Origin of the sequence: Noviherbaspirillum humi, from assembly GCF_900188095.1 — a bacterium.
In the GTDB taxonomy this organism is placed as follows: Bacteria; Pseudomonadota; Gammaproteobacteria; order Burkholderiales; family Burkholderiaceae_D; genus Noviherbaspirillum; species Noviherbaspirillum humi.
On sequence record NZ_FZOT01000005.1, the window covers coordinates 177,701 to 202,541 of the forward strand.

A 24,841-nucleotide genomic window follows, 5' to 3' on the forward strand; every position below is an offset into this window, starting at 1 on the left:
CCAGAGAAGCGGTGAACGACGTCTTGAATTCACCGCTTCATGGCCGACTTCTACTCGCTCGCCACCTGCAGCACCAGCTTGCCGAAATTGCGGCCTTCGAACAGCATCAGCAGCGCATCTGGAAAATTCTCCAGTCCCTGTACGACGTCCTCGCGTGTCTTGAAACTTCCTTCCTTCATCCAGCGCGCCATCTCCGCGACTGCCAGGTGATAGCGATCGGCGTAGTCGAACACCACCATGCCTTCCATCCGCGCCCGGTTCACCAGCAGCGAGAGATAGTTGGACGGTCCCTTTACCGGCGCCGTGTTGTTGTATTGCGAGATGGCGCCGCAAATGACGATGCGGGCCTTGAGGTTGATGCGGGTCAGCACGTCATCCAGGATGTCGCCGCCGACATTGTCGAAGTAGACGTCCACGCCCTTCGGACAAAGGGTCTTCAATCCCTGCTTCACCGGCTCATGCTTGTAGTCGATACAGGCGTCGAAGCCGAGTTCGTTGACCACGAAGTCGCACTTTTCCCTTCCGCCGGCGATGCCGATGACGCGGCAGCCCTTGTGCCTGGCGATCTGGCCCACGCTCTGGCCAACGGCGCCTGCTGCCCCCGACACCACCACGGTTTCTCCCGGCCTGGGCTGGCCGACTTCGAGCAGGCCGAAGTAGGCGGTCATGCCCGGCATGCCCAAAGCATTTAGATAAGCCGGCAAAGGCGCGGCGCCCGGATCGATCTTGTGAAAGGCAGCGGCGCGATCATCGGCCTGGCCTATCCAGTACTCCTGCACCCCTGTTACGCCGGAAATCACATCGCCCGCCTGGAAGCGCGGCGATCGGGACTCCAGCACCTTGCCAATGCCGCCGGCGCGCATCACTTCACCGATGCCCACGGGCGGAATATACGATTTGCCTTCGTTCATCCACCCGCGCATGGCGGGATCGAGCGAAATGTAAAGGATCTTTACCAGGATTTCCCCATCCTGGAGCGGCCTTGTTGCTGCTTCATCGAATTGCCAGTCGCTGTTCTTGGGCAAGCCCACCGGGCGGGCGGCGAGGCGGAATTGGCGGTTCTTGAGCGTTGGTGCTTGAGTTGTCATTTTCCCTCCTTGATGGGATTGTCCCTCTGAATTGAACGCCATAAGCTTATGGGCGCTGGCGAGATTCGGAAGCATAACGCTAAATTAGAACAGGCGTTCTTTTTTACAAAGTTTAACAGTGGCGGAACTTTCCGGCTGGCATGATGACCAACGCTGGCACCACAACATTGCCGTGTTTAAACACGCAGGCGCCATTCAGTGCAGACGTCGTTCGCACCGTGTAACCGCTCATGCGGCGACGCGCGTTGACCTCGTCGATTCATGCAAATTCAGGACAGGTCCTGCAAACTTTAGGAGGTTCCATGCTTCGATCCGATTCGCTTTTTGGCAAGCGCGACAACCCGACCAATTCGCCGCTCAACGGCTCGCCTGCCACTGGCGTGATGCCGGCCAGCGCCGCTGGCGGCATGACCAAGCCGGCACCGATCGGCGGCCTTTCCGCCGTGCCTTCCGCACCCGCCTCCAGCGATGCCCAGGCCGGCAACGCTGAGGCCGGCAGCAAGCTGATCGTCGGTCCCAACATCAAGCTCAAGGGCGTCGAGATTACCGACTGCCATACCCTCGTGGTCGAAGGCCGCGTGGAAGCCACCATGGATTCCAACGTGATCCAGATTGCCGAATGCGGCGCCTTCATCGGCAAGGCTGAAATCGACATCGCCGAAATCCGCGGCGAGTTCGACGGCGAGCTGATCGTGCGCCAGAAGCTGGTGATTTATGCCACCGGCCGCGTCACCGGCAAGATCCGTTACGGCAAGCTGGTCATCGAAGAAGGCGGCCAGATTTCCGGCGAAATTCAAGTCGGCGTCAACGCTCCGGCCAAGCCGCTCACCGTGGCCAAGGCAGGCTAAGCGCAAGCAACAGCAATTCGAACGCATGCAGCCGCCCTTGGGGAAGAGTGCGGCAGCGTTGCAATGATCGGCCTCCCGCAGGGAAGCCGGTTGCGGGCGGCCCCTCGAAGAACCGCCCGATGACCCGGACCGCATGGCGTGTCCGGGTTTTTTTATGGCTTGCCGAAGACGCCTGTATGGACAGGCAGGCATGATCCGCTCAAGCCATGCGACAATAGCCGACTTTGGCCATCGCGCCCCAAGTGGCGATCGTTCGCCCGGCAACCCGCTTATTCTTTCATGATGCATCCGGAATACATTCTCACGCTTTCCTGTCCCGACCAGCGGGGCATCGTCCACCGCGTCTCCGGCTTTCTCGCCGAGCACGGCTGCAACATCATCGATTCGGCGCAATTCGGCGATGCCCAGTCGCAGCTGTTCTTCATGCGCGTGCATTTCGCGGCGGAGGACGCCAGCGTCAGCGATGCCGGCCTGCGCAGCGATTTCGCGGCTCTTGCCGCTTCCATGCAGATGAACGCGCGCATCGACGACGCCCGCCGCAAGCCGCGGGTGATGATCATGGTGTCGAAGATCGGCCATTGCCTCAACGACCTGCTGTTCCGCTACCGCAGCGGCCTGCTGCCGGTGGAAATTCCGGCCATCGTCTCCAACCACACCGAGTTCTATCAGCTGGCGGCGAGCTACAACATCCCGTTCCATCACCTGCCGCTGGCCGCGGGCGCTTCGCCGGACGCCAAGCGCGCGCAGGAGCAGCGCGTCATGGAGATCGTCGAGTCCAATGACATCGACCTGGTGGTCCTGGCGCGCTACATGCAGATTCTCTCGCCGCAGATGTGCGAGGCGCTGAAGGGCAGGGCGATCAACATTCACCACTCCTTCCTGCCCAGCTTCAAGGGCGCCAAACCTTACTATCAAGCGCATGAGCGCGGCGTGAAGCTGATCGGCGCCACCGCCCATTTCGTCACCAGCGATCTGGACGAGGGACCGATCATCGAGCAGGACGTGGAGCGGGTCGATCATGCGATGGACCCGGAAACATTGACCGCCATAGGCCGCGACGTCGAATGCGTGGTGCTGGCGCGGGCGGTGAAATGGTTCGTCGAGCACCGCATCCTGCTCAATGGCCACAAGACGGTGGTGTTCAAATAACTAGCCCAAGCCGGCATCGCCGGCGGCATGAAAACGAATGGCGCCCGCGGGCGCCATTTTCATTGGACATTCACCAATCTACCCATCAGGCCGGCAACACCCGCCGCAGCCAGCGGCCGATATCCTCGACCTCCTCCTGGCATACGGAATGCGGCATGACGTACTCATGCCACTCCACCGAATAACCCATCTCCACCAGCAGGTCGCGCGATCGTTCGGCGCGATCGATCGTGATGACGGAATCGCTTCTGCCGTGGGCGAGGAAAATAGGCGTCTGCTGGTTGGCGGCATGCCGCTCCGCCGCCACGGTGGCGTGGATCGGCAGATAGCCCGACAGGCAGAGCAGGCCGGCCAGCTTCTCCGGATGGCGCAGCCCGGTCTGCAGCGTCATCGCGCAGCCCTGGGAAAAACCGGCGAGCACGATGCGCTCGGCCGGGATGCCACGCTGCTTTTCCCGGGCAATCAGCTGCTCCACCATGGTCTGCGACTTGCGCAGTCCTGCTTCATCCTCGCGCCGCGACAGGTCGGTGGCGACGATGTCGTACCAGGCCCGCATCACATAGCCGTTGTTGATGGTCACCGGCATGGTGGGCGCATGCGGGAACACGAAGCGGATGGCCGGGCAGTCGGTGAGATCCAGTTCTCGCACGATGGGCACGAAGTCGGAGCCGTCGGCGCCGAGGCCGTGCAGCCAGATGACCGAGGCGGTGGGGTTGGGAGCGGTTTCAATCTGGATGGCGTCGAGTGCCTGAGTCATCGGAAGTCCGTGAAATTGTAAGCGGATGTGTTTTCGGTAAGCGCCCGCCGCAGGCGGCCGGGCGACGGATCAGCGCTGGCGGATGGCCGATTTCGGGCGGAATGCCTTGCACACCGATTCGTCGGTCTCGATGTACGGGCCGCCGATCAGGTCGATGCAATAGGGCACCGCGGCGAAGATGCCCGGTACCAGCTGCTTTCCGTCGGAATCCTTGAGCCCTTCCAGCGTCTCCTTGATGGACTTCGGCTGCCCCGGCAGGTTCATGATCAGCGCCGCATGGCCGGCAGTCTCGCGGATCACCGCCACCTGGCGCGACAGGATGGCGGTCGGCACGAATTTCAGACTGATCTGCCGCATCTGCTCGCCGAAACCCGGCATTTCCTTGGTGCCGACGGCCAGCGTGGCTTCCGGCGTGACGTCGCGCCGCGCCGGGCCGGTGCCGCCGGTGGTGAGCACCAAGTCGCAGCGCATCACATCCACCAGTTCGATCAGCGCCTGCTCGATGCGGTCGCGCTCGTCGGGAATCAGCCGGGTTTCCATCTTCCATGGGCTGGTCAGCGCGGCGCCGAACCAGTCGCGCAGGGCTGGGATGCCCTGGTCCTGGTAGACGCCGCTGGAGGCCCGGTCGGAAATCGACACCAAGCCGATCAGAAGTTCTTCAGGATTGGTCTTCGTCGCTGTCGTCATGCTCGTCGGTGGAAGCTTCGTCGGAAGAAGATGGGGAGGAGGCCTTCTGCAGATCCTTCAGGATCTGGAAGATTTCGCGGTAAGCCTTGGGCGGCTTGCTTTCCGCCTGCTCCTTGCGCGCATTGCGGATCAGGGTGCGCATCTGCTGCGCGTTGAGTTCCGGATGCTGCTCGATCAGGTCGGTCAGCGCCTTGTCGTCGGCCAGCAGCTTCTCGCGCTTGCGTTCGAGCGCATGCAGTGCCGCCGTCTCTGACTTGGAGGCGCCTTTCCAGGCATCGAGGGTGCGCTGGATGGCGGCGACTTCGTCTTCCTCTAGGGTGCGCATCTTCTTGCCGACGAACTGCATCTGGCGCCGGCGGCCTTCATGGTCCTTGATGCGCTGGCATTCGAGGATGGCGTCGCGCACGTCTTCCGGCATCGGCACGCGCATCACGCGCTCGCGCGGCTGCGCCACGAGTTCCGCGCCGAGATCCTGCAGCGCGGTCATTTCCCGTTTCAACTGGGATTTCGATGGGCGGTCGTATTCCTGCTCGAATTCATTCGATTTGAAACCGACCGAGCCCCTGTTTGCATTTGGCATGGTGAGGGAGTGGATCGCCAGAACGGCGATCGCGGTAGCAATTCATAAACGACGCTATGATAGCTGTTTTCCACCTCTTTCGACTGCCTGCCCATGACGACGACCGCGATCTTCACCCATAGCCAGGAACAATTGCAGGAAATCGCCCAGGATGTCCTGCGTTTCGCTAAGGAAAAGGGCGCGTCGCAGGCAGCGGTACAGATCAGCGAAGGCAATGGCTTGTCGGTTTCGGTGCGCAAGGGCGGCATCGAAACCATCGAACAAAACAAGGACAAGGGCATCGGCGTCACCATCTATCTCGGCGAGCCGGGCAATATGCGGCGCGGCAACGCGAACACGTCGGATTTCTCGCCGTCCGCCTTGCGCGATACGGTGGAAGCGGCCTACAACATCGCCCGCTTCACCGCAGTCGACGACTGCGCCGGCCTGCCGGAGGAGGACATGCTTGAGCGCTCACCGCAGGATCTCGGACTGTGCTTTCCCTGGACGGTCACGACCGAGGAAGCGGTGCAGTTGGCGCAGCGCTGCGAAGCCGCCGCCTTCGCGGTCGATTCGCGTATCACCAACAGCGAGGGCGCCAGCGTCTATGCCCAGCAATCGCATTTCGTGTCGGCCAACTCGCTCGGCTTCATGGGCGGCTATCCCTATTCACGCCATACGATGTCGGTGGCGCCAATTGCCGGCAAGGGCGCGAACATGCAACGCGACAGCTGGTATTCATCGGTGCGCGACCCGGCCCGGCTGGCGAATCCCGAAGCGATCGGACGCTATGCCGCCGAACGCGCGCTATCGCGCCTGAATGGCCGCAAGCTCGATACCCGCAAATGCCCGGTGCTGTTCGAAGCGCCGCTGGCCGCCGGCTTGATCGGCGCCTTCGTGCAGGCGGTATCGGGCGGCGCGCTTTACCGCAAGTCCAGCTTCCTGCTCGATTCACTCGGCAAGGAAGTGTTCGCGCCGCACATCCGTATCGCGGAAGACCCGCATATCGTCGGCGGCATCGGCGCCGCGCCCTTCGACGACGAGGGCGTGAAGACCCTCCGCCGCGACGTGGTGAAGGACGGCGTGCTGAATGGCTATTTCCTTTCCACCTATTCCGCCCGCAAGCTCGGCATGCAGACCACCGGCAACGCCGGCGGCTCGCATCACCTTGCGTTCACTTCCAGCCACGGCGCGCCCGAGGATGGCCTGAGCGGCATGCTGCGCCGCATGGGCACCGGCCTGCTGGTGACCGAGCTGATGGGACAGGGCGTCAATTACGTGACGGGGGATTATTCCCGCGGCGCGTCCGGCTTCTGGGTCGAGGATGGGGAGATCGCCTATCCGGTGGAAGAGATCACCATCGCCGGCAATCTGAAGGACATGTTTCGGCACATCGTCGCGGTCGGCGGCGATGTGCTGGCGCGCGGCGGGCGCGAGACCGGCTCCATCCTGGTGGAAAACATGACGGTTGCCGGCGGCTGATGCCTTGACATCCGGCGGCATCTGCCTGACGGTGGCGACGGGCGGCGTTCTTCCCTGCCTTGAGTGCTTGCGATGGTTTGCCTCACACCGGCTTATGTTGGTGCACCGGCGTGCCGTCGTCTTCCAGCAGCGCCTCCGGTTCCTCGGCTTCCGCCGCGCTTTCGCCATCGAGGTGCGCGCGCAGCCGCTGCATGTCGACGTCCCCGGTCCATTTTCCCACCACCACCGTGGCCACGCCGTTGCCGATCAAATTGGTCAGCGCCCTTGCTTCGGACATGAAGCGGTCGATGCCCAGAATAAGCGCCAGGCCGGCTACCGGCACGCCACCGACTGCGGATAGCGTCGCCGCCAGCACGATGAAGCCGCTGCCGGTGATGCCGGCCGCGCCCTTGGAGGTCAAGAGCAACACCGCAAGCAAGGTCAATTGCTGCGTCAGGGTCATCGGCGTGTCGGTCGCCTGGGCGATGAAGACGGCCGCCATGGTCAGGTAGATCGAGGTGCCGTCCAGATTGAAGGAGTAGCCGGTTGGAATCACCAAGCCCACCACCGACTTCCTTACGCCGAGATTTTCCAGCTTGGCCATCATGCGCGGCAGTACCGACTCGGATGAGGAAGTGCCGAGCACGATGAACAGTTCCTCCTTGATGTACTTGACGAACTTCCACACGCTGAATCCATGAAACATCGCGATCAGGCCGAGCACGACAAAGATGAAGATGAGGCAGGTCGCGTAGAAGGTCGCCATCAGCTTGGCCAGGGAAAGCAGGGAGCCCACGCCGTATTTGCCGATGGTGAAAGCCATCGCGCCGAAGGCGCCTATCGGCGCGGCCTTCATGATGATGCCGACGATGCCGAAGAAGACGTGCGAAATCTTCTCGATGAACTCGAACACGATGCTGTTGCGGCCGCCAAAGCGGTGCAGCGCGAAGCCGAAGAGAATGGAGAACAGCAGCACCTGCAGGATGTCGCCCTTGGCGAAGGCATCCACCATGCTTGTGGGGATGATGTTCATCAAGAAGTCGGTGGTGTCTTGCATCTTGCCGGGGCCGGTGTAGGCGGCGATGCTCTTGGTGTCGAGCGCCTTTGGGTCGACATGCATGCCGCCACCCGGCTGCACCACGTTGACGATGATCAGGCCGACGATGAGCGAGATGGTGCTGACGATTTCGAAATACAGCAACGCCAGACCGCCGGTCTTGCCCACCTTCTTCATGTCTTCCATGCCGGCGATGCCGAGCACCACGGTGCAGAAGATGATAGGCGCGATGATCATCTTGATCAGCTTGATGAAACCATCGCCCAACGGTTTCATCTCCGCGCCGAGAGCAGGGTAAAAGTATCCGAGCAGCACGCCGATCACGATGGCGGTGAGGACCTGCAAATAGAGTGATTTGTACAGAGGCTGCTTTTCCATGCTCGACTCCCGAGAGGCGCATCGCATTGCGTCAAGCCTTTGCAGGCCGAGGCCCCTGATCCAAGGAAGGGCGTCCCGGTTGGCTGCCGACACTGATGACGATGACTATTTGCGTAGAGTCGTGGTTTCGGCGGCAATTCCCGAAGATGGCCAAAAACGATGCTCAAAGCGCAAAAAATCGGGCGGTCTCGGATAAATCCCTAGGTTTCGATGGATGGTAGGGTCTAATACGTATTTATACGTAAGTTATTCTCCGAAAATCAGCGTTTTAGATTGCGGGTATGTTGCCACAATTCTAAAATCAGACCGGCTTCAGATTCGTGCATTCTTGCATCTCGGCCGTAATGGGTACTTTCAAGGGTTCTTCACTCTCAAGGAGACAATATGGAACGTCGTTCCTTTCTAAAAAAAGCTGCGGTTGGTGCGTCCGTCGGCGCGGTAGCCGCACCGGCTTTGGCGCAATCTCAGCCCACCATCAATTGGCGTCTGGCGTCGAGCTTCCCCAAGTCGCTTGACACCATTTACGGCGCGGCTGAAGTCTTGTCCCGACGCGTTGCCCAACTGACAGGCGGCAAGTTCAACATCCGTGTCTTTGCCGGCGGTGAAATCGTCCCGGCGCTGCAAGTAATGGATGCCGTCCAGGCCGGTACCGTCGAGATGGGCCACACCGCCTCTTACTACTATTTCGGCAAGGACCCCACATTTGCTTTCGACGGCGTTGTACCCTTCGGCCTCAATTCGCGTCAGCAGACCGCCTGGTTCGACCAGGGCGGCGGCCGCCAGCTGACCCGCGAGTTCTTCAAGGACTACGGTATCGTCAATTTCATGGGCGGCAATACCGGCGCGCAGATGGGTGGCTGGTTCCGCAAGGAAGTGAAGACGGTTCAGGACCTCAATGGCCTGAAGATGCGCATCGGTGGTTTCGCCGGCCGTGTGATGCAGCGTCTTGGCCTGGTGCCTCAGCAGATCGCCGGGGGCGATATTTATCCGGCACTGGAAAAAGGCACCATCGACGCCGCCGAGTGGATCGGTCCTTACGATGATGAAAAATTGGGTTTCAACAAGGTTGCTCCTTTCTACTACACCCCGGGTTGGTGGGAACCGAGCCTACAGCTCTCCTTCTATATCGGCATCAAGGAATGGGAGAAACTGCCCAAGGACTACCAGGCAGCTGTAGAAGCCGCTTCGTATGAATCCCATGTCACCATGCAAGCTGAATACGATGCCCGGAATCCGGCGGCGCTGGCCCGCTTGCTTAAGAACGGCGTCAAGCTGCGCAACTTCTCCAAGGAAATCATGGACGCCTGCTACAAGGCGGCAAATGATGTCATGGAAGAGGAAGCTTCCAAGAACGCCAAGTTCAAGAAAATCTATGATCCCTGGAAGCGTTTCCGTCAAGACCAAAACCAATGGTTCTCGGTGGCGGAAGTTCCCTTGCAAAATTACATGATCAATCGCAAGTAAGCCGACTTAGGTTCGTTAAGCCCGCAAATCAATTGCGGGCTTTTTCTTTTTGCCTTGGATCGGCAATTGAATTGTTTCCTTGACTAAGTTCCAGAAAAATCGGGCCTCTATAACAAATGGAGAACCATTCCGGTAATTACAGCGATTGGGCCGGGAAAATATCCACCAAGCTTGTGCTAGGCTGTTGATCAAAATTCAATGCCATGTTGCGATGCCGCATCGTTTTGTGTTGCAGTGCTTTACATGCGCACCCTACAATTTCCGGCATTCCAAGGGCAGGTAATCACCATCGAGCCACCTCGGATTCGAGACCTAAGTTTTATTCCTACAGGAGACCAAATGGAACGTCGTTCCTTTCTCAAGAAGGCCGCTGTCGGGGCCACGGCTGGAGCCGTTGCCGCTCCGGCGCTGGCCCAATCCCAGCCGACCATCAACTGGCGTCTGGCGTCGAGCTTTCCCAAGTCGCTTGACACCCTTTTCGGCACTGCTGAAATCTTCAGCAAGCGTGTTTCCCAGCTAACCGGCGGCAAGTTCAACATCCGGGTCTTCGCCGGCGGCGAGATCGTGCCTGCACTGCAGGTCATGGACGCGGTTCAGGCCGGTACCGTGGAAATGGGTCATACCGCGCCTTATTATTTCTTTGGCAAGGACCCGACGTTCGCCTTCGATTGCGCGGTGCCGTTCGGTATGAACTCGCGCCAGCAAACCGCTTGGTTTGATCAGGGTGGAGGCCGTGATTTGCTTCGGAATTTCTACAAGGACTACGGCATCATCAATTTCCTCGGCGGTAACACCGGCGCGCAGATGGGTGGCTGGTTCCGCAAGGAAATCAAAACGCTGAACGACATCAAGGGTCTCAAGATGCGTATCAGCGCCTTCGCCGGAAAGGTCATGGCGCCGCTCGGTCTCGTCCCTCAGCAACTGGCCGGTGCCGACATCTATCCTGCCCTGGAAAAAGGCACCTTGGATGCGGTCGAGTGGACCACGCCTTACGACGATGAAAAACTGGGCTTTTATAAAGTGGCGCCTTATTACTACGCACCGGGCTGGTGGGAGTCAGGCGCTCAATTGTCCTTTTACGTCGGCATCAAGGAATGGGAAAAGCTTCCGAAGGAGTACCAAGCTGCCATCGAAGCCGCCAGCGGTGAAGCCCATTTCACGATGCAGGCCGAGTACGATGCCAAGAATCCGGCTGCACTGGCGCGACTGATCAAGAACGGTGCCAAGCTGCGTTTCTTCTCCAAGGAAATCATGGAAGCCTGCTACAAGGCCGCAGTGACGACGATGGAAGAAGAAGCCTCGAAGAATGCCAAGTTCAAGGCGATCTACGAGCCATACAAGCGTTTCCAGCGTGACCAGAACCAGTGGTTCTCGGTCGCGGAAGCGCCGATGATGAATTTCATGAACGGCCGTAAATAAGCTGTCGATTCCCGGCGAGCCCGCTGCACGAAAGTGTCAGCGGGTTTTTTTATGGGTGAAGGTTCCGTAAGGCGGCTGGCAATCCGCACATGCGTGGTTGAACGCGAGCGGCGTACTCATGCTTTTGCCGAGTCCTGGCCAGCATGCGGATTGTCCGGACAAGAAAAAACCCTGCATGGCGAACCACGCAGGGTTTCAGGATGGCGGTAACTGGTTACTTCTTGTCGGAATCGGTCGAGAAGTTTAACTGCGGCGCCTCGCTTTCCTTGGCTTCGCCTTCCTTCTTTTCCTCGCCGGTTGAGAAGTTGAGCTGCGGCGTTTCCTCACCGCCCTGATCGGCGGGGCGATCGATCTTCAGCTCCAGCTGTTCTTTCATGTCGGTGCGCTCGGCTACCGAGACCAGGCTCGGGAAGGCGATGATCAGCGCCACCATGATGACCTGGATCAGCACGAAGGGCACGGCGCCCCAGTAGATGTCCGAGGTCTTCACTTCCTTAGATGCCACGGAGCGTAGATAGAAGAGCGCGAAGCCGAAAGGCGGATGCATGAAGGAAGTCTGCATGTTCACGCCGAGCAGCACACCGAACCAGATCAGGTCGATGCCGAGCTTGTCTGCCACCGGACCGACGAGCGGCACCAGGATGAAGGCCAGCTCGAAAAAGTCGAGGAAGAAGGCAAGGCCGAAGAACAGCAGGTTCACCACGATCAGGAAGCCGGTCGAGCCGCCGGGTAGGGAAGTCAAAAGATGCTCCACCCAGAGATCGCCGTTCACGCCCCGGAACACCAGGCCGAACACGCTCGAGCCGATCAGAATGAACAGCACAAAGCAGGACAAGCGTGTGGTTGAATCCATTGCCTGCTTCAGCAGCGACCAGGACAGACGACGATTCATCAGGGCCAGCACCATCGCACCGAAGGCACCCATGCCGCCGCCCTCGGTCGGCGTCGCGATGCCAACGAAGATCGTGCCGAGCACGAGGAAGATCAGCGCCAGCGGCGGAATCAGCACGAATACCACTTTCTCTGCCATGCGCGACAGCAGGCCGAGCTTCAGCTTGCGGTTCATCAGCGCCAGGATGAAGGCAGCGGCGATGCCGACGCCACCGGAGTAGATGCCGACTTCATCTGCAGCCGCGTTCGGACGAATGGAGCGTAGGTATGTCGCGAAAACGTAGGAAACTGCGATTGCGAAAACCGTAAGCAGCAGCAGTGAAATCACGCCGCTGCGTCCGTTCGGTTCCCGCAGATTGCGGGCTTCCAGCGGCAGTGCAGGAGCGGTCGCCGGGCGAACGATCGTCATCAGCATTACATAGCCGGCGTACATCAGGGTAAGCAGCAGACCGGGGAAAAAGGCTGCCTTGTACATGTCGCCAACCGAACGTCCAAGCTGGTCTGCCATCACGATCAGGACCAGCGACGGCGGAATGATTTGCGCCAGAGTGCCTGATGCCGCGATCACGCCAGAGGCGAGACGTTTGTCATAGCCGTAGCGCAGCATGACCGGTAGGGAGATCAGGCCCATCGAGATCACCGAAGCCGCCACGACGCCGGTGGTTGCCGCCAGCAATGCGCCAACGAAGATCACCGCATAGGCGACGCCGCCGCGGATCGGGCCGAACAGCTGGCCGATGGTGTCGAGCAGATCCTCCGCCATGCCGGAGCGCTCCAGGATGAGGCCCATGAAGGTGAAGAAGGGAATGGCCAGCAGCGTATCGTTGGCCATGATGCCGAAGATACGGTTGGGCAGCGCCTGCAGCAGTTCAGGCTTGAGCAGGCCGACCTCGATCCCGAGAAAGCCGAAAAACAGGCCATTGGCTGCCAGGGCGAATGCCACCGGGAAGCCGGACAGCAGGAACACCACCAGGGCGCCGAACATGATCGGCGCCATGTTGGCAACGAAAAATTGCTCCATTATTAGTCTCCGACGCTCAGTTGATTCAGTTAAGTTTGTTGGCAGCCTTGATTGCCTCGATTTCTTCCTCGGGCGTCGTGCCATGCTTTTCGAACGCGCTGGCATCGATCTTCCCTTGCAGGAAGGCGATGCGCTTGATGAGTTCGGAAATCCCTTGAAGAACCAGCAGCATGAAGCCGGCCGGAATAAGGAACTTCGCCGGCCAGACGATCAGTCCGCCGGCATTGCTCGATACTTCCTGCGCTTGGAATGAAATCCAGGCGTAGGGAATGGCGTAGTACAGAATGATCAGCGTGATCGGGAGCAGGAAGACCAGAAAGCCGAAGATGTCGATCCAGACCTGAGTACGCTTCGAGAAACGGCCGGCAATAACGTCAATGCGGACATGCTCATTGCGTTTCAAGGTGTAGGAAGTGGCCAGCAGGAAGATGGCCGAGAACAGATACCACTGGATTTCAAGCCAGGCATTGGAGCTGGTGTTGAGGAGGTAGCGGACAAAGGCATTGCCGGTGCAAATGAGCACCGCGGCCAGCAACGCCCAGCTCACAAGGCTGCCAACCTTTTCATTGAGGGCATCAATGAATTTGGATAGCGACAAGAGAAAGGACATGAAGAGTCTCCACGATTCGATGAAACAAGTGATTTGGCTGGCTCGCTCCGGAGGGCCGAATCCTTTGGATTTTTAATGGCTGGCGAAGTATAAGATATTTCGTCTTGCAAACAAGTACTTAAGGCTTGCAAGAAAGCTAAATTACACCAAGCAACGCTGGAAAATTTTCTTTTTGAAACCTTTTTCCTCATTGTCGGTAAGCGGCTCTAAGTAATACTACTGAAGATTCGGCCGATTAAAAGGAAAAGGCGCCTTGAGGAACCGGGAAGCAAAAAGGGCCGGATGATCCGGCCCTTTCTCATCGTCGCCTGCCAACACAGGCATCGACATACTGCTTACTTGTGCTGTCGGTCGACGCGTTGCTTCAATCCTGCAGCAGCTTGCGCACACGTTCAATGGCGGCGCGAACCTGCTGGGGCGCGGTGCCGCCAAGATGATTGCGCGCGGCGACCGAGCCTTCGAGAGTCAGCACCGAAAATACATCGGCTTCGATCAGCGGCGAAAAGCCGCGCAGTTCATCCAGCGATAGGTCGCTCAGGTCGCACTGGCGGTCGACGCAGGCGCGGACCGCGAGCGCCACGGCTTCGTGGGCGTCCCGGAAGGGCAAGCCTTTCTTCACCAGATAGTCGGCCAGGTCGGTGGCCGTGGCGTAGCCCTGGAGGGCGGCGGCACGCATGGCATCCGGCTTGACCGAAATGCCGGTCGCCATGTCGGCGAAGATGCGCAGCGTGTCGACCACCGTATCCACGGTATCGAATAGCGGTTCCTTGTCTTCCTGATTGTCCTTGTTGTAGGCCAGCGGCTGGCCTTTCATCAGGGTCAGCAGACTGACGAGGTGACCGTTGACGCGGCCGGTCTTGCCCCGCGCCAGTTCCGGCACATCCGGGTTTTTCTTCTGCGGCATGATGGAGGAGCCGGTGCAGAAGCGGTCGGCGATGTCGATGAAGCCGACGCGCGGGCTCATCCAGATCACCAGCTCTTCCGACATGCGCGAGACGTGCGTCATGACCAGCGCGGCGGCGGCGCAGAATTCGATGGCGAAGTCGCGATCCGATACCGCGTCGAGCGAGTTGTGGCAGACGTCTTCGAACCCGAGCGTCTTGGCCACGCGCTCCCGGTCGATCGGGAAGGTGGTGCCGGCCAGGGCGGCGGCGCCCAGGGGCAGGCGGTTGACGCGCCGGCGGCAGTCGGCCATGCGCTCGGCGTCGCGGTTGAACATTTCAACATAGGCAAGCATGTGGTGGCCGAAGGTGATCGGCTGCGCCACCTGCATGTGGGTGAAGCCGGGCAGGATGGTATCGGCATTGGCTTCTGCCAGATCGACCAGCGCCAGGCGCAGGTCGCGCAGCAGGGCGAGAATGTCATCGATCGCCGAGCGCATGTAGAGGCGGATGTCGGTGGCGACCTGGTCATTGCGCGAGCGGCCGGTGTGCAGGCGCTTGCCGGCGTCGCCGACGAGTTCGGTCAGGCGCTTTTCGATGTTCAAATGCACGTCTTCGAGATCGAGCAGCCACTCGAAGCGGCCGGCGTCAATCTCGGTGAGGATCTGCGCCATGCCGCGCTGGATGTCGGCATGGTCCTGAGCGCTGATGATGCCTTGGTGCGCCAGCATCTCTGCATGGGCGAGGGATCCCTGGATATCGGCATGGGCCAGGCGCTTGTCAAAAAATACCGAAGCGGTATAGCGTTTTACCAAATCGGATACAGGTTCGGAAAAGCGGGCCGACCAAGCCTCGCTTTTTTTGGAGAGTTGTGCTGTCATAATTGGATTCCGGTGAATCCGCGATTATAAAACAAGCGCAACACCGGAATCGCCAAACATTGCGCCGCGACCCAGCGGCCTTCACCGCAATTCCAACAATCAGGAGATCCTACGATTGCAGCAGGCTTTCGCGACTCGCCCGAATGAACTCGTGATTCCGGATTGCTGCAACATCGGCGTGATCTTCCGGGCGCTGATTGCGGTGAATCTTGCCGTGTTCGTTGCCCTCCTGTTACGCACGCAGTCGCTGCGCGCCGGACTGCAGGAATTCTTCGAAGCTTGCATGCTGATCGAGCTGGCCTGCCTGTTTTCCCTGTTCATGCTGTGCGGGCTGAGGCAAGCCATCGGCACCGCGGCGCCAGGCTGGCAGCGCCTGGCCTGCAGCGTCGTGCCGAGCGCGGTGACGGGCGTAATCGTTCATCTGATGTCCGGGCTGGACTGGCTATGGAACAGTTTCAGCCATCTGGATACCAGCAGGGGCATGCTGGCCGCAGCGCTGCTGGCGGCGGCGCTGCAGCACTATTTCGAGCTGCGCATGCGCGCGTTTTCCCCGGCGCTGACCGAAGCACGGCTGCAGGCGCTGCAAGCCCGCATCCGTCCGCATTTCCTGTTCAACAGCCTGAACGCGGTGCTGTCATTGATCCGCGACGAGCCGCGCCGCGCCGAAGCGACGCTGGAGGATCTCGCCGACCTGTTCCGGTCCCTGATGAGCGACCCGCGCAACATCACTACGCTGGATGGCGAGATCCGCCTGTGCCAGCAATACCTGTCGGTGGAAAAGCTGCGGCTGGGCGAGCGGCTGCAGGTGACGTGGCGCATCGAGAACCTGACGGCGGAGGCGCAGCGCAAGGCGCGCATCCCGGTGTTGCTGCTGCAGCCCCTGCTGGAAAACGCGGTTCACTACGGCGTGGAGCCCGCGAGCGAGCCGGTGCCCGTCCTGATAGAAATCGGCCGCTCGGTGGACCGGCTGCATATCGTGGTGCGCAATCCCGTCCACCCCGGCGCCAGGGTCGATGGGGGCAACCACATGGCGCTCAATAACATTCGTGAACGCCTCGACCTGCTGTATGACGTGGAAGCGCAATTCAGCGCCGGACAGGTCGACAACATGTTCGAAGTCCAACTCCGATTCCCCTACGTGACCCAGAACCTATGACGCCAAGCCTGTTCATCGTCGACGACGAAGCGCCTGCAAGAATGCGCCTGAAAACCCTGCTGGCCGACATCGCCGGCGAATTTCCTCACCGTGTGGTCGGCGAGGCGGAGACTGCGCGAGCGGCGCTGGCCGGCATCGTCCAGGCATCGCCCGACATCGTGCTGCTCGACATCCAGATGCCGGGCAAAAGCGGCATGGCGCTGGCCTCCGAGATGAGCATGCAGATGGCGCAGCCGCCTGTGGTGATTTTCGTCACCGCCTATGATGAGCATGCGGTCGAAGCCTTTGAAGTCAGGGCGGCCGACTACCTGCTCAAGCCGGTGCGGGCTGAGCGGCTGCTGCAGGCGGTCAGGCGTGCCGGCGTCCTGTGCCAGCGTTCCGAAAGCGTAGCGGAAGCGATTCCGGATGAGGCCGATGCAGCGCGCCGGCGCGAGCAGCGCAGCCACTTTACCGTGCAGGACCGGGGGCGCCTGCTGCTGGTGCCGGCGACCGAAGTCATTTTCCTGAAGGCCGAACTGAAGTACGTGACGCTGCAGACGGCGCAACGTCAATACCTGATCGAGGAATCCCTGACCTCGATCGAGGAGCGATTCCCCACCTTGTTCGTGCGCGCCCATCGCAGCATCCTGGTGGCGCGCGACGCGATCGCCGGAGTCGAGCGCGGCATCGTCGTGCGCGACTGCGATCCGGACGGCGACCTTGCCAACGAAGCCTGGCATATCCTCCTTCGCGGCAGCAGCGAACGGCTGCCTATATCGCGCCGGCAGTGGCCGGTGATCAAGGCGCTGGTGAAATAGCGCCTTGATCGTCGCTGCGGCATCAACCGCTGTTGCGCAGGCCGGCGGCGATGCCGTTGATCGACAGATGGATGCCGCGCCGAACCCGTTCGTCCAGTTCACGGCCGGCCTGCGCAGCGGCGCGATGCCGCTTGATCAGTTCCACCTGCAGGTGGTTGAGCGGATCGAGATAAGGGAAGCGGTTTTTGATGGACCGCGCCAGCAGCGGATTGGCGGCCAGCCGTTCGCGCGTGCCGGTGATCAGGGATAGGCACTCCAACGTCCGCTGATATTCCTCCATCAGGCGACCGAAGATCTGCCGGCGCAGCTTCTTGTCCGGCACCAGTTCCGCATAGCGCGAGGCCACCGCAAGATCGGTCTTCGCCAGCACCATGTCCATGTTCGAGAGCAGGGTGGCGAAGAAGGGCCATTCCTTCAGCATTTGCCGCAGCATGTTGGTGCGGCGCGATTTTTCCCGGCTGCTCGGGCTTTCCTCCAGCCAGGACTGCACCGCGCTGCCGAAACCGTACCAGCCCGGCAGCAGCAGGCGGCACTGCCCCCAGGAAAAGCCCCAAGGAATCGCGCGCAAGTCTTCGATGCGGCGCGACGCCTTGCGCGACGCCGGGCGGGAGCCGATGTTCAGTTCGGCGATCTCCGCGATCGGGGTGGCGGCGAAGAAGTAATCCGTGAAGCCCGGCGTCTCGTACACCAGGTTGCGGTAAGCGCGGTAGGCGCGCTCCGACAATGCCTCCATCACCGCTTCAAAGCCGCTCAGCCGGCGCAACTCCTTTTCATGGGTCGCCGGCGGCATCAGGCTGGCTTCCAGGGTTGCCGCCACCAGCAGTTCCAGGTTGCGTCGGCCGATCTCCGGATTGGAGAACTTGGAAGCGATGATCTCGCCCTGTTCGGTGAGCCGGATCTGGCCGTTCACCGTGCCGGCCGGCTGCGCCAGGATGGCGTCGTAGCTCGGGCCGCCGCCGCGCCCGACCGTGCCGCCCCGGCCATGGAACAGCCGCAGGCGGATGCCGATTTCGCCGAACAGCTCCACCAACTGCGTCTCGGCCTTGTACAGCTCCCAGTTGGAAGTGAGGAAGCCGCCATCCTTGTTGGAATCCGAATAGCCGAGCATCACTTCCTGCAGGTCGCCATGGGCTTCGATCAGCGGCCGCACCGCCGGCAGGGCCATGAAGTCGCGCATGATCTCCGCGGCGCGGCGCAGGTCGGGAATGGTTTCGAACAGCGGGATTACCAGCAGCTCGGCCGATGCCGGGCCGCCGCGCCGGGCCGGATCGAAACGCAGCAGGCCGGTTTCCTTTTGCAGCAGCAGCACTTCCACCAGGTCCGATACCGTCTCGGTGTGGGAAATGATGTAGTGGCGGATGGCGCGCTCGCCATAACGCTGGCGGATCTCGCGCGCCGCCCGCAGAACCTGCAGTTCGCTCTGCGTTTCCTCGCTGTAGTCCAGATAAGGGGAATGCAGCAGCTGCGGCTTTCCCAGTTCGGACAGCAGCAGTTCCAGCCGCCGCTCTTCCGGCAGGCCGGCATAGTCCGGCTCCACGCCGGCGCGGGCAAACAGCTCGGCCAGCACCCGCTCATGCACGTCGGAGCTCTGGCGCATGTCCAGCGTCGCGAGATGGAAGCCGAATGCTTCTGCGGCGCGCTTCAGGCAGGCCAGACGAGGCTTGATCAGCGCCGCGCCATGGTGGCCGCGCAGCGAGGCCACGACCACGTCGAGATCGGCGCAGAAAGCGGCCGCCGATGCATAGGGTTCTGCCATGCCGACCTCCTGCCGCACCACATGCGAAGCGCCCAAGGTGCGGGCGGTGGACGCCAGCCGGGCGTACATGCCGATCAGGGCGCGCCGGTACGGCTCGTCGTTGCGATGGTCGGAGCGGTCGGGCGAGCTGTTGGCCAGCGCGAGAAGTTCCGGGCTGGCCGGCACCAGCAGCGTCGAAATCGACAGCTCGGCGCCGAGTGCATGCACCTCGTCGAGGTAGAAGTCGAAGATGGCGGTGGACTGGCGCACCAGCGCGTGGCGCATGGTGGCAGCGTTGACATTCGGATTGCCATCCCGGTCGCCGCCGATCCAGCTGCCCATCTGGAGGAAGGCAGGAAACTCGCGGCTGGCAGCGCCGCGCTGCGGATAGTGGCTGGCGATTTCGGTTTCGATGTCCTCGTATAAAGCGGGCAGCTCGCGCAGAAAAGTGATGCGGTAGTAGGACAGCGCGTTCTCGATTTCATCCGCCACCGTCAGGCGCGAGTAGCGCAGCATGCGCGTTTGCCACAGCGTGGCGATGCGGGCATGCAGCAGCTCTTCATTGCGCATTTTTTCACGCGGCGTGAGCGGCAGGTCGCGCTCGGCCAGCAGGCGGGCGATCTCGCGCTCGGCATCGAGGATGCTCTTGCGCTGCACCTCGGTGGGATGAGCGGTGAGCACCGGGGCGATCAGCGCTTCGCGGAAGAACTTGCGCACCTCCGTGCCGGACACGCCGGCATCATCCAGCTGTGCCAGCGCATGGGCCATGCTGCCCCGATTCGGCGCCGAGCCGGCCAGCAGGTGGGCGCGGCGGCGGCGGTTGTGATGCTGGTCCTCGGCAATGTTGGCCAGATGGGAGAAATAGGAGAAGGCGCGCACCACCGAAATGGTCTGCTCCCGTGTCAACTTCTTCAGCAGACGGTCGAGTTCCGCGCCGGAGTCGGCTTCCGATTCGCGCCGGAAGCGCACTGCGGTCTGGCGCACGGTTTCCACGACCTGAAACACGTCCTCGCCTTCCTGGTCGCGCAGCACATTGCCCAGCAACCGGCCGAGCAGACGGATGTCCTCCTTGAGCGGCGCATCCTTGTCAGCGACGCGTGGCGCCGCTGTCGGCTTGGAAGAAGCAGGGGAGGCGGATGGTTTTTTCTCGGTTTTTGCCATGGCGAATGATTGCTGTCTGCTAAGGGCGGAACACCGATCGATGTCCCGATGCGTTTGCTGCACATGCTAAAATCGGCGCCTGTTTTTTGAAGCCATCCCACTGATGCGCAGCGTTTCCTTCGCATCGTCACACGTCGAAAGATCGTCTTGACTCCTTCTCTACCTACCCGCCTCGTGATCGCTTCGCGCGAAAGTCGGCTGGCGATGTGGCAGGCCGAACATGTTCAGGCCAGGCTGCGCAAATTATATCCGCAGTGCAGCATTGAAATTCTCGGCATGACGACTCGTGGCGACCAGATCCTCGACCGTACCCTTTCCAAGGTCGGCGGAAAGGGCTTGTTCGTCAAGGAACTGGAAGTTGCCATGGCCGAGGGCCGCGCCGATCTGGCGGTGCATTCGCTCAAAGACGTGCCGATGGACCTGCCTGAAGGCTTCATCCTGGCCGCCGTCCTGGAACGTGAAGACCCGCGCGATGCCTTCGTCTCCAATGACTATGGTTCATTGGATGAATTGCCGGCGGGCGCCGTGGTCGGCACCAGCAGCCTGCGCCGCCAGGCGCTGATCTCGGCGCGCTATCCCCATCTGGTGATCAAGCCGTTGCGGGGCAATCTCGATACCCGGCTCGGCAAGCTCGACCGCGGCGAGTATGCGGCCATCATCCTCGCCGCCGCCGGGCTGAAGCGGCTCGGATTGCCGCAGCGGATCCGCGCGCTGATCGAGCCGGAGCAGAATCTGCCTGCGCCGGGGCAGGGCGCAATGGCGATCGAAGTCCCGGCCGGCCGGGAAGATCTGCTCCAGATGCTGGCGCCGCTCAACCACCAGCCCACCGCCGAAGCGACCCGCGCCGAGCGCACCGTCTCGCGCACCTTCGGCGGCAGCTGCCAGATTCCGCTGGCTGCTTTCGCCACGGTGCATGACGGCGTCATGCGCCTGCGCGGCATGGTGGCCACGCCGGATGGCACCCGCGTGGCATCGGCCGATCTCAGCGGCGCCTCGGCACAGCCCGAAACCCTGGGCGAACATGTGGCGCTTGCGCTCAAGATGCAGAATGCCGGCGAAATCCTGGCGGCCTGCAAAGCGGCGGATGCCTAAAGTCGTCGTTACCCGGCCGCTGTCACAAGCCAGGCCGCTGGCGCAGCGGCTGGCCGCCGCTGGCTACGAGACGGCGCTGTTTCCGCTGCTTGAAATCAGCCCGCTTGCGGATGAAGGGCCTCTGAAGAGCGCGCTGCAGGAACTGAGCCGCTTCGCGCTGGTGGCTTTCGTGAGCCCGAACGCGATCGATGCCGCCTTTGCCCATGTGCGGCAATGGCCGGCGGAAGTGCCGATCGGGATCATGGGCGAAGGCAGCCGCAGGGCCCTGGAAGCCCATGGGATCGGCGCGGCCAATGCCACCATCATCAGTCCTCGCGATCCGGCCCGCACCGATTCCGAAACCCTGCTTCAGGTCCTCGACCTGGAACTGCTGCGCGGACGAACCGTATTGATTCTGCGCGGCGAGAGCGGTCGTGAATTGCTGGCCGATGCCTTGCGCGCGGCGGGAATCGACGTTCTGCAGGTGGCAGCCTACCGCCGCACCGCGCCGGCATTCGACGAGACTCGGCGCGTTCAGCTTCGGCAGCTGCTCGCCGACGATTCGGCGTGGATCATCACGAGTTCGGAGGCGCTGCGGTTCCTGATGCAGATGGCAAGCGAACTCGGCGCAGCCTTTGTTGCTAGGATGCAACATAAACGACTCATCATTCCCCATGTCCGCATAGCGGAAACCGCAAAGGCGCTCGGATTTTCCAGCATCGTCACCGCTTCTTCCGGAGACGATGGCATTCTTGCCGCGCTACAATCCTCAGCATGAACGATTTGCCAACCTCATCCGATCATCCGACGTCGTCCCAGAATCACGCCGAAGCCTCCCGAAACGGCGCGTCCTCCCTCCATTCGGGCGACCGTGCCACGCATACTGATCCACTGCTTCGGCAAACCCGGCGCATTGCCTTCGGCGGCCTCGGGGCGCTGACTCTGCTGATCATCCTGCAAGCTTGGTCGACCCACACGCAACTTTCGATGATGCGTGAAGAGGTCGCCCAGCGCCTCAAGAACGGCGATGCCGTCAATGCCGAAAACCGGGTGCTGCTGAAATCCATCCAGGATGCGGTGAAGGAGATGCAATCCAAGGTCAGCGTGCTGGAAAGCCGGCAGCAGGAATCGCAGAGCCAGCAGCTGGCGCTCGAGCAGCTCTACCAGGACCTCGCCAGGAATCGCGACGACTGGGCGCTCGCCGAAATCGAGCAGGTGCTGTCCACCGCCAGCCAGCAGCTGCAGCTGGCGGGCAATGTGCAGGGTGCGTTGATCGCCTTGCAGAATGCCGACGCCAAGCTGTCGCATTCCGACAAGCCGCAGTTCATCAATATTCGCCGCGCCATCGCTCGTGACCAGGACAAGCTGAAGGCCTTGCCGAGCATCGACCTGACCGGCACCGCGCTGCGTCTCGACAGCATCATTGCTCAGATCGACGGCATGCCCTTGCTCGCTGACGAAAAGCCGGCGGCGTCGGCGCCCGCCCAGCGTGGCGGCAAGCCTGGAAGCACTGGCGGCGGCGCGGCCAAACCCGGCGTCATCGGCAGCTGGCTGTCCGGCCTAAACGATGCCTGGCACAGTTGGACCGATGACATGTGGTCGGAAGTGCGACAGCTCATCCGGGTTCGCAACGTCGAGACGTCCGATGCGCTGCTGCTGTCGCCGACCCAGGCCTACTATGTCCGCGAGAACCTGAAGCTGCGCCTGCTCAACGCGCGGCTGGCGCTGCTGAGCCGGAACGAGAGCGGCTTCAGAGGCGACCTGAACGTGGCGCAGGAAACCATCGTCCGCTTCTTCGACACCCGCGCGCGTCAGACGCAGACGGTGCAGTCGCAGCTGCGCCAGGTGCAGGGCAGCACGCTGGCCATCGAGATGCCGACTCTGGCCGACAGCCTGAATGCAGTGCGCAACTACAAGGCGAAACCGTAGATGCGCATCTTCCTCTATCTCCTGATCCTGCTTGCGGTCGCAGTGGGCCTCGCGGTCGGCGCCCGCTTCAATCCGGGCAACGTGGTGTTCTTCTATCCGCCATACCGCATCGACCTGTCGCTCAACTTCTTCCTGCTGCTGCTGGCCGTGCTGTTTTCGGTGGTCTATCTCACGCTGGGCGCGCTGCGCAATGCGCGCGCCATGCCGGAACGGGTTGCCGCTTATCGTCGCGGCAAGCGCGAGCGGGAGGCAAACCTGTCCCTGCGCGAGGCGGTGAAATCGCTGTTCGAAGGCCGTTTCGGCCACGCGGAAAAGGCGGCGGCGCGCGCCAATGAGAGCGACGACAATGCCGGCCTGTCGGCGCTGATCGCCGCCCGCGCTGCTCATCGCCTCGGCCAGCCGGCGCGGCGCGACGACTGGCTGTCGAAGGCCGGCGGCGATGTCTCGCTGAAGACGGCACGGCTGATGACCACCATCGAATTGCTGGTCGACGAGCAGCAGCCGGAAACCGCCCTGCAGGCGGTGGATGAACTCAATGCCAGCGGCACGCGCCACATCCATGCGCTGCGCCTGGCCCTCAAGGCCAATCAGCGCGCGCAGAACTGGCCCGAAGTGCTGCGTCTGGTGCGTCTGCTCGACAAGCGCAATGCGCTGCATCCGGTGGTGTCGCGCCGGCTGCGCGAGCTGGCCTACGATGCCTTGCTGTCGGACCGCAGCCACGATGGCGAGTCGCTGCATCGCGTCTGGGCCACGATACCGTCCGATGAAAGGGCGCAGCCGCTGGTGGCTCTGCGCGCGGCCAATGCCTTCAACGCCTGCGGCCAGCATGAAGAGGCGCGCGACATCGTCGAGCGGGCGCTGGCGCTTGAGTGGGATGAGCGGCTGGTGCGCGCCTACGGCGAATCGGCCGCCGGCGCCGGTTCGCCGGCCTTGCTGGCCCAGATCGAGCGCTGCGAAGAGTGGGTGCGGCAGCGTCCGGCGGATACCACCCTGGCGCTCACGCTCGGCACGCTTTGCCTCAAGCAGAAGCTTTGGGGAAAGGCGCAGCGCCACCTGGAGCAGGCGCTGTCGAATGCCACCGAGCCGGACATCGTCCGCGCCGCCCATCTGCGTCTGGCTCAACTGCATGAAGCCTTGAACCAACCGGACGAGGCAGCGCTCCATTATCGGCAGTGCGCGCTCGCCACGATGCTGTGAGCCGCCGCCCGCTTGCCCGGGGCAAGCGGAATCGCAGGCGAAAGCCGCTATAATCTGACCTTTTGCCAGTTTCCATTCTTACTACGAGAACATCATGAGCTTGAACAATGTGCCCGCCGGCCGCGATCTGCCGAATGATTTCAACGTGATCATCGAAATCCCGATGAATGCGGATCCGATCAAATACGAAGTGGACAAGGATACCGGCGCGATCTTCGTCGACCGCTTCATGGGCACTGCCATGCACTATCCGTGCAACTACGGCTACATTCCGCAAACCCTGTCCGACGATGGCGACCCGGTGGACGTGCTGGTCGTGACGCCGTTCCCGCTGTTCCCGGGCGTGGTGGTGCGCTGCCGCCCGATCGGCGTGCTGAAGATGGAAGACGAGTCCGGCGTCGATGCGAAGCTGTTGGCGGTGCCGGTGGACAAGATCCTGCCTATCTACACCCACTGGCAGAAGCCGGAAGACATGAATGACCTGCGCCTGCAGCAGATCCAGCATTTCTTCGAGCACTACAAGGACCTGGAAAAGGGCAAGTGGGTCAAGGTGCAGGGCTGGCATGGCCCCGATGAAGCGCGCAAGGAAATTCTCGCCGGCGTGGAAAACTTCAACAAGAACAACAAGGCCTGATCGGGCCGCA

General features: G+C 61.7%; 21 protein-coding genes. 12 read left to right on the top strand and 9 right to left on the bottom strand.

Translation table 11 applies throughout. The features are described from left to right. Positions 1-50 precede the first annotated feature (50 nt). A complete protein-coding gene (locus CHB88_RS10710) occupies positions 51-1,088 on the bottom strand; it encodes an NADP-dependent oxidoreductase (protein WP_089399309.1) in 1,038 nt (345 codons plus the stop codon). Positions 1,089-1,390: 302 nt separating this feature from the next. Between CHB88_RS10710 and CHB88_RS10715 the strand changes: the two genes are divergently transcribed. Next, a complete protein-coding gene (locus CHB88_RS10715; RefSeq protein ID WP_089399310.1) occupies positions 1,391-1,936 on the top strand; it encodes a bactofilin family protein in 546 nt (181 codons plus the stop codon). Between the two features lie 279 nt (positions 1,937-2,215). Further along, positions 2,216-3,085 (top strand): formyltetrahydrofolate deformylase, encoded by an 870-nt coding sequence (gene purU / locus CHB88_RS10720; RefSeq protein WP_089399311.1) that lies wholly within the window; start codon positions 2,216-2,218, stop codon positions 3,083-3,085. 85 nt (positions 3,086-3,170) lie between these two features. Here purU and CHB88_RS10725 read toward each other — a convergent pair whose 3' ends face one another. The 3 genes from CHB88_RS10725 to yjgA form a co-directional block, all read right to left on the bottom strand. Further along, entirely contained in the window at positions 3,171-3,842 is a 672-nt protein-coding gene (locus CHB88_RS10725; protein WP_089399312.1) for an alpha/beta hydrolase, read from the bottom strand. 69 nt (positions 3,843-3,911) lie between these two features. Next, positions 3,912-4,529 carry a molybdopterin adenylyltransferase gene (gene mog, locus CHB88_RS10730; RefSeq protein ID WP_089399313.1) on the bottom strand — a complete coding sequence of 206 codons (618 nt, stop codon included), beginning with the start codon at positions 4,527-4,529 and terminating at the stop codon, positions 3,912-3,914. Next, positions 4,501-5,109, bottom strand: a complete 609-nt coding sequence (gene yjgA / locus CHB88_RS10735) for a ribosome biogenesis factor YjgA (protein WP_089399314.1) — start codon at positions 5,107-5,109, stop codon at positions 4,501-4,503. The genes mog and yjgA overlap by 29 nt, the downstream gene beginning before the upstream one ends. Before the next feature lie 93 nt (positions 5,110-5,202). Here yjgA and pmbA point away from each other — a divergent pair, with 93 nt between their 5' ends. Further along, positions 5,203-6,570 (top strand): metalloprotease PmbA, encoded by a 1,368-nt coding sequence (gene pmbA, locus CHB88_RS10740; RefSeq protein ID WP_089399315.1) that lies wholly within the window; start codon positions 5,203-5,205, stop codon positions 6,568-6,570. A gap of 82 nt (positions 6,571-6,652) precedes the next feature. Here the strand turns inward: pmbA and CHB88_RS10745 are convergent, their stop codons facing one another. Continuing rightward, on the bottom strand, positions 6,653-7,984 hold the full coding sequence (locus tag CHB88_RS10745) for a dicarboxylate/amino acid:cation symporter (protein WP_089399316.1): 1,332 nt from the start codon (positions 7,982-7,984) through the stop codon (positions 6,653-6,655). Between the two features lie 384 nt (positions 7,985-8,368). Between CHB88_RS10745 and CHB88_RS10750 the strand changes: the two genes are divergently transcribed. Together CHB88_RS10750 and CHB88_RS10755 are read left to right on the top strand one after the other, a co-directional pair. Beyond that, positions 8,369-9,448, top strand: coding sequence for a TRAP transporter substrate-binding protein (locus tag CHB88_RS10750; RefSeq protein WP_089399317.1), 1,080 nt, complete (start codon positions 8,369-8,371; stop codon positions 9,446-9,448). A gap of 339 nt (positions 9,449-9,787) precedes the next feature. Continuing rightward, the gene (locus CHB88_RS10755) at positions 9,788-10,867 is read left to right on the top strand and encodes a TRAP transporter substrate-binding protein (protein ID WP_089399318.1); all 1,080 of its coding nucleotides are present in this window, start codon (positions 9,788-9,790) and stop codon (positions 10,865-10,867) included. Positions 10,868-11,081: 214 nt separating this feature from the next. On the opposite strand, the gene CHB88_RS10760 is transcribed toward CHB88_RS10755, so the two are convergent. The 3 genes from CHB88_RS10760 to argH form a co-directional block, all read right to left on the bottom strand. Further along, positions 11,082-12,779 carry a TRAP transporter large permease gene (locus tag CHB88_RS10760; protein WP_089399319.1) on the bottom strand — a complete coding sequence of 566 codons (1,698 nt, stop codon included), beginning with the start codon at positions 12,777-12,779 and terminating at the stop codon, positions 11,082-11,084. Between the two features lie 25 nt (positions 12,780-12,804). Continuing rightward, entirely contained in the window at positions 12,805-13,389 is a 585-nt protein-coding gene (locus CHB88_RS10765; RefSeq protein ID WP_089399320.1) for a TRAP transporter small permease subunit, read from the bottom strand. A gap of 364 nt (positions 13,390-13,753) precedes the next feature. Continuing rightward, positions 13,754-15,151 (bottom strand): argininosuccinate lyase, encoded by a 1,398-nt coding sequence (gene argH / locus CHB88_RS10770; RefSeq protein ID WP_089399321.1) that lies wholly within the window; start codon positions 15,149-15,151, stop codon positions 13,754-13,756. Positions 15,152-15,266: 115 nt separating this feature from the next. On the opposite strand from argH, the gene CHB88_RS10775 reads away from it, so the two are divergent. Both CHB88_RS10775 and CHB88_RS10780 read left to right on the top strand, forming a co-directional pair. Then, positions 15,267-16,307 carry a sensor histidine kinase gene (locus tag CHB88_RS10775; RefSeq protein WP_245844892.1) on the top strand — a complete coding sequence of 347 codons (1,041 nt, stop codon included), beginning with the start codon at positions 15,267-15,269 and terminating at the stop codon, positions 16,305-16,307. Continuing rightward, a complete protein-coding gene (locus tag CHB88_RS10780) occupies positions 16,304-17,104 on the top strand; it encodes a LytR/AlgR family response regulator transcription factor (protein WP_089399322.1) in 801 nt (266 codons plus the stop codon). Before CHB88_RS10775 ends, CHB88_RS10780 begins: the two co-directional genes overlap by 4 nt. A gap of 22 nt (positions 17,105-17,126) precedes the next feature. Here CHB88_RS10780 and ppc read toward each other — a convergent pair whose 3' ends face one another. Continuing rightward, a complete protein-coding gene (gene ppc, locus CHB88_RS10785; protein WP_089399323.1) occupies positions 17,127-20,000 on the bottom strand; it encodes a phosphoenolpyruvate carboxylase in 2,874 nt (957 codons plus the stop codon). A 147-nt stretch (positions 20,001-20,147) separates the two neighbouring features. Here ppc and hemC point away from each other — a divergent pair, with 147 nt between their 5' ends. From hemC to ppa, 5 genes are all read left to right on the top strand, one after another. After that, complete coding sequence (gene hemC / locus CHB88_RS10790; RefSeq protein WP_089399324.1) at positions 20,148-21,092, top strand: hydroxymethylbilane synthase; 945 nt, start codon at positions 20,148-20,150, stop codon at positions 21,090-21,092. Then, a complete protein-coding gene (locus tag CHB88_RS10795) occupies positions 21,049-21,849 on the top strand; it encodes a uroporphyrinogen-III synthase (RefSeq protein WP_245844894.1) in 801 nt (266 codons plus the stop codon). Before hemC ends, CHB88_RS10795 begins: the two co-directional genes overlap by 44 nt. Beyond that, entirely contained in the window at positions 21,846-23,000 is a 1,155-nt protein-coding gene (locus tag CHB88_RS10800) for a uroporphyrinogen-III C-methyltransferase (protein ID WP_089399326.1), read from the top strand. The genes CHB88_RS10795 and CHB88_RS10800 overlap by 4 nt, the downstream gene beginning before the upstream one ends. After that, on the top strand, positions 23,001-24,197 hold the full coding sequence (locus CHB88_RS10805) for a heme biosynthesis HemY N-terminal domain-containing protein (RefSeq protein WP_089399327.1): 1,197 nt from the start codon (positions 23,001-23,003) through the stop codon (positions 24,195-24,197). It abuts the gene before it with no gap. Between the two features lie 94 nt (positions 24,198-24,291). Next, complete coding sequence (ppa, locus tag CHB88_RS10810; RefSeq protein WP_089399328.1) at positions 24,292-24,831, top strand: inorganic diphosphatase; 540 nt, start codon at positions 24,292-24,294, stop codon at positions 24,829-24,831. Positions 24,832-24,841 lie beyond the last annotated feature (10 nt).

Coding starts and splice junctions, on each gene's coding strand:
- CHB88_RS10745 (WP_089399316.1), bottom strand. CDS start 7,984: ATGGAAAAGCAGCCTCTGTACAAATCACTCTATTTGCAGGTCCTCACC.
- CHB88_RS10805 (WP_089399327.1), top strand. CDS start 23,001: ATGCGCATCTTCCTCTATCTCCTGATCCTGCTTGCGGTCGCAGTGGGC.
- CHB88_RS10760 (WP_089399319.1), bottom strand. CDS start 12,779: ATGGAGCAATTTTTCGTTGCCAACATGGCGCCGATCATGTTCGGCGCC.
- CHB88_RS10725 (WP_089399312.1), bottom strand. CDS start 3,842: ATGACTCAGGCACTCGACGCCATCCAGATTGAAACCGCTCCCAACCCC.
- purU (WP_089399311.1), top strand. CDS start 2,216: ATGATGCATCCGGAATACATTCTCACGCTTTCCTGTCCCGACCAGCGG.
- mog (WP_089399313.1), bottom strand. CDS start 4,529: ATGACGACAGCGACGAAGACCAATCCTGAAGAACTTCTGATCGGCTTG.
- CHB88_RS10795 (WP_245844894.1), top strand. CDS start 21,049: ATGCCGGCGAAATCCTGGCGGCCTGCAAAGCGGCGGATGCCTAAAGTC.
- ppa (WP_089399328.1), top strand. CDS start 24,292: ATGAGCTTGAACAATGTGCCCGCCGGCCGCGATCTGCCGAATGATTTC.
- CHB88_RS10755 (WP_089399318.1), top strand. CDS start 9,788: ATGGAACGTCGTTCCTTTCTCAAGAAGGCCGCTGTCGGGGCCACGGCT.
- CHB88_RS10715 (WP_089399310.1), top strand. CDS start 1,391: ATGCTTCGATCCGATTCGCTTTTTGGCAAGCGCGACAACCCGACCAAT.
- CHB88_RS10710 (WP_089399309.1), bottom strand. CDS start 1,088: ATGACAACTCAAGCACCAACGCTCAAGAACCGCCAATTCCGCCTCGCC.
- ppc (WP_089399323.1), bottom strand. CDS start 20,000: ATGGCAAAAACCGAGAAAAAACCATCCGCCTCCCCTGCTTCTTCCAAG.
- CHB88_RS10750 (WP_089399317.1), top strand. CDS start 8,369: ATGGAACGTCGTTCCTTTCTAAAAAAAGCTGCGGTTGGTGCGTCCGTC.
- pmbA (WP_089399315.1), top strand. CDS start 5,203: ATGACGACGACCGCGATCTTCACCCATAGCCAGGAACAATTGCAGGAA.
- CHB88_RS10800 (WP_089399326.1), top strand. CDS start 21,846: ATGAACGATTTGCCAACCTCATCCGATCATCCGACGTCGTCCCAGAAT.
- CHB88_RS10765 (WP_089399320.1), bottom strand. CDS start 13,389: ATGTCCTTTCTCTTGTCGCTATCCAAATTCATTGATGCCCTCAATGAA.
- argH (WP_089399321.1), bottom strand. CDS start 15,151: ATGACAGCACAACTCTCCAAAAAAAGCGAGGCTTGGTCGGCCCGCTTT.
- CHB88_RS10780 (WP_089399322.1), top strand. CDS start 16,304: ATGACGCCAAGCCTGTTCATCGTCGACGACGAAGCGCCTGCAAGAATG.
- yjgA (WP_089399314.1), bottom strand. CDS start 5,109: ATGCCAAATGCAAACAGGGGCTCGGTCGGTTTCAAATCGAATGAATTC.